Raw genomic sequence first — 3,407 nt, 5'->3', positions numbered from 1 at the left:
CCGGCCACGGCAGCCGCGGCAGCGGCTCGGCCTGTGCCTGCCAGGCCTGCAGCAGCGCCGCGCGCAGGGCGGGCGCCAGGGTCGCGGCCGACGGGCGCTGCAGCAACGCCTCCAGGCCGGAGTGGACGGTGTGGTTCAAGGACGGACGCAGTCGACGAAACGGTGCCGCCTACACTAACGCGCTTGTGCGCGTTCTCACAATTGCGCCGGCCGCGCGCCGGGGGCGCCCCGCGGGTACGCACCGCCGCGTCACTGTGATCCGGTTGCGACTTGCAGCGGTTTTACCGGAATTTCACAACCGCCCCAATCCCCGCGCCTATGCTCGAACGCGATGGCGACCCGCTGCTGTCTGCATGCGCCGCTGCCGTCGTCCCTAGACCGACTCGAAGAGGAAACGCACATGAAGAAGTGGAACAAGCCTGTGATCCGCGAAATCTGCGTCGGCGCGGAAATCAACTGCTACGCCTCCGGCGAGCTCTGACCCGCGCACTCCTCCCTTCCCGCGACCGAAGCGCGACCGGCCAGGCGCTAAAAACGGAGACCGGATGCACCTCATCGTTTTGGGATCGGCGGCAGGCGGAGGGCATCCGCAGTGGAACTGCCACACGCCCGCGAGCCAACGCGCGTGGCAGCAACACCCGGGTGCCCAACGCCGTACCCAGGCCAGCATCGCGGTCAGCGTCGATGGCCAGCGCTGGCTGCTGATCAACGCCTCGCCCGATTTTCGCCAGCAGGTGCTGGCCACCCCCGCACTATGGCCGCAGCGCGACCAGCGCCATTCGCCGATCGAGGCGGTGCTGCTGACCAGCGGCGAGATCGACCACATCGCCGGGCTGCTGTCGATGCGCGAGAGCCAGCGCTTCGACCTGTACGCGAGTAGCCGCGTGCTCGACCTGCTGGCGCACAACCCGGTGTTCGACGCGCTGCACCCGGCCTACGTGCACCGCCATCCGTTCGCCCTGGACACACCGCTGTCGCTGCTCGGCCTGCAGGTCACACCATTCGCGGTGCCGGGCAAGGTGCCGCTGTTCATGGAATCCCGCCACAGCGGCGACCTGGCCGGCTCGGCCGAGGAGACGCTGGGTCTGACCATCGACGACGGCACGCACCGCCTGCACTACATCCCCGGCTGCGCGGCGCTGACCGACGCCCTGCGCGAGCGCCTGCGCGGCGCCGAACTGGTGTTCTTCGACGGCACCCTGTGGCGCGACGACGAGCTGGTGCAACTGGGCATCAGCGCCAAGACCGGCCAGCGCATGGGCCACATGAGCATCGACGGCGAAGCCGGCACCCTGCGTGCCTTCGCCGACCTGGGTGTGGCCCGCAAGGTCTTCATCCACATCAACACCACCAACCCCATCCTCGACGCCGGCTCCGCCGAGCGCGCCACCGTCGCCGCGCACGGCTGGGACGTGGCCCACGACGGCATGGAGATCGCGCTGTGACCCGCCTTCCCGCATCACCTGCGAGACCAAGCCCGTGAGCGCACTGCTCAGCCCCGATCAACTGGAAGCCGCGCTGCGCGCGATCGGCGCGCGGCTGTACCACGACCAGCACCCCTTCCACGCCCTGCTGCACAGCGGGCGCCTGAACCGCGGCCAGGTCCAGGCCTGGGCGCTGAACCGCTACGAGTACCAGCGCTGCATCCCGCTCAAGGACGCGGCGATCCTGGCGCGGATGGACGACCCGGCACTGCGCCGGATCTGGCGCCAGCGCATCGTCGACCACGACGGCAGCGCCGATGGCGAAGGCGGCATCGCCCGCTGGCTGCACCTGACCGACGCGCTCGGGCTGGACCGCGACCTGGTGCAGTCCGGCCGCGGCCTGCTGCCCGGCACCCGCTTTGCGGTGCAGGCCTACCTGCACTTCGTGCGCGAAAAGAGCCTGCTGGAGGCCATCGCCTCGTCGCTGACCGAACTGTTCGCCCCGGGCATCATCGGCCACCGCGTGGCCGGCATGCTGCAGCACTACGACTTTGTCTCGCGCGAGGCGCTGGCATATTTCGAGCATCGCCTGCACGAGGCGCCGCGCGATTCGGACTTTGCCCTGGACTACGTCAAACGCCACGCCGACACCGTGGAGAAGCAGCACCTGGTGCAGGACGCGCTGCGCTTCAAGTGCGGGGTGCTGTGGTCGCAACTGGATGCGCTGCACTTCGCCTACGTGCAACCGGGCGTGGCCTGGCCGGACGCGTTCGTGCCGGACGCCGCGCAGGCCGCGGCATGAGCACGCTGGACGCCAGCAGCCAACCGCGGCTCGCCGCCGGCGTGCGCCTGCAGCACGACCGTGCGCGCGACCAATGGGTGCTGCTGGCGCCGGAGCGGGTGATCGAACTGGACGCCATCGCCCACGCCATCGTCGCGCGCTGCGACGGCGCGCGCAGCCTGGCAGCGATCGCGGCGGAACTGGCGGCCGAATTCGAGGCCGACCCGGCCGAGGTCGAACGCGACGTGCGCGAGCTGGCGCAGCAGTTGCACGCCAAGCGGTTGTTGCGCGCATGAACGCGCCGGTGCCGCCGCCGCTGTCGATCCTGCTGGAGCTGACCCATCGCTGCCCGCTGGCCTGCCCGTACTGCTCCAACCCCATCGCACTGGCCGGCCTGCGCGAGGAACTGGACACCGCCGGCTGGCGTTCGGCGCTGGACCAGGCCGCGGCGATGGGGGTGCTGCAGGCGCATTTCTCCGGCGGCGAGCCGATGCTGCGCAAGGACCTGCCCGAGCTGGTCGCGCATGCGCGTGCGCTGGGCCTGTACAGCAACCTGATCACCTCCGGCGTGGCCGGCGGCGCACCGATGCTGGCGGACCTGGCCGCGGCCGGGTTGGAACACGTGCAACTGAGCGTCCAGGACGCCGACGCCGCCGGCGCCGACCGCATCGCCGGCTACCGCGACAGCCTGACCAAGAAGCGCGCCTTCGCCGCGGCGGTGCGCGCGCTCGACCTGCCGCTGACGATCAATGCGGTGATCCATCGCCACAACGCCGAACGTGTCCCGGCGATGATCGAACTGGCGCTGGAACTCGGCGCCGAACGCCTGGAAGTGGCGCACACCCAATACTACGGCTGGGGCCTGCGCAATCGTGCCGCACTGATGCCAAGCCGCGCGCAGATCGACGCCACCGTGGCCGCGGTGGAGGCCGCCCGGCTGCGCCTGCAGGACCGCCTGCACATCGACTTCGTCACCCCCGACTACTACGCGCACCGGCCCAAGGCCTGCATGGGCGGCTGGGGCCAGCGCTTCGTCAACATCTCCCCGCGCGGCGACGTGCTGCCCTGCCACGCCGCCGAAACCCTGCCGGACATGCGCTTCGAGAACCTGCGCGCGCGCCCGCTGGCGGCGATCTGGGAAGACGGCGAGGCCTTCGTGCGCTTCCGCGGCAGCGCCTGGATGCCCGAGGTGTGCCAGGGCT

At 70.6% G+C, this 3,407-nt stretch carries 5 protein-coding genes; all 5 read left to right on the top strand.

The window, feature by feature from the left end; translation table 11 throughout:
• Positions 1 to 331 precede the first annotated feature (331 nt).
• Positions 332 to 481, top strand: a complete 150-nt coding sequence (gene pqqA / locus D180_RS24265; RefSeq protein ID WP_017908831.1) for a pyrroloquinoline quinone precursor peptide PqqA — start codon at positions 332 to 334, stop codon at positions 479 to 481.
• A gap of 64 nt (positions 482 to 545) precedes the next feature.
• On the top strand, positions 546 to 1,445 hold the full coding sequence (pqqB, locus tag D180_RS16470; RefSeq protein WP_043091180.1) for a pyrroloquinoline quinone biosynthesis protein PqqB: 900 nt from the start codon (positions 546 to 548) through the stop codon (positions 1,443 to 1,445).
• A 34-nt stretch (positions 1,446 to 1,479) separates the two neighbouring features.
• Complete coding sequence (pqqC, locus tag D180_RS16465) at positions 1,480 to 2,226, top strand: pyrroloquinoline-quinone synthase PqqC (RefSeq protein WP_017913662.1); 747 nt, start codon at positions 1,480 to 1,482, stop codon at positions 2,224 to 2,226.
• Entirely contained in the window at positions 2,223 to 2,501 is a 279-nt protein-coding gene (gene pqqD, locus D180_RS16460) for a pyrroloquinoline quinone biosynthesis peptide chaperone PqqD (RefSeq protein ID WP_017913661.1), read from the top strand. Before pqqC ends, pqqD begins: the two co-directional genes overlap by 4 nt.
• The coding region (pqqE, locus tag D180_RS16455; RefSeq protein WP_017913660.1) for a pyrroloquinoline quinone biosynthesis protein PqqE at positions 2,498 to 3,407 on the top strand (910 nt) is incomplete at its 3' end. The genes pqqD and pqqE, both read left to right, overlap by 4 nt.

The sequence above is a fragment of the Xanthomonas sp. SHU 166 genome (assembly GCF_000364685.1).
GTDB classification, from domain to species: domain Bacteria; phylum Pseudomonadota; class Gammaproteobacteria; order Xanthomonadales; family Xanthomonadaceae; genus Xanthomonas_A; species Xanthomonas_A sontii.
Note: the sequence above shows the minus strand (reverse complement) of the source record. Positions and strands in the feature narration are given on the sequence as shown.

Coding starts and splice junctions, on each gene's coding strand:
- pqqD (WP_017913661.1), top strand. CDS start 2,223: ATGAGCACGCTGGACGCCAGCAGCCAACCGCGGCTCGCCGCCGGCGTG.
- pqqA (WP_017908831.1), top strand. CDS start 332: ATGGCGACCCGCTGCTGTCTGCATGCGCCGCTGCCGTCGTCCCTAGAC.
- pqqB (WP_043091180.1), top strand. CDS start 546: ATGCACCTCATCGTTTTGGGATCGGCGGCAGGCGGAGGGCATCCGCAG.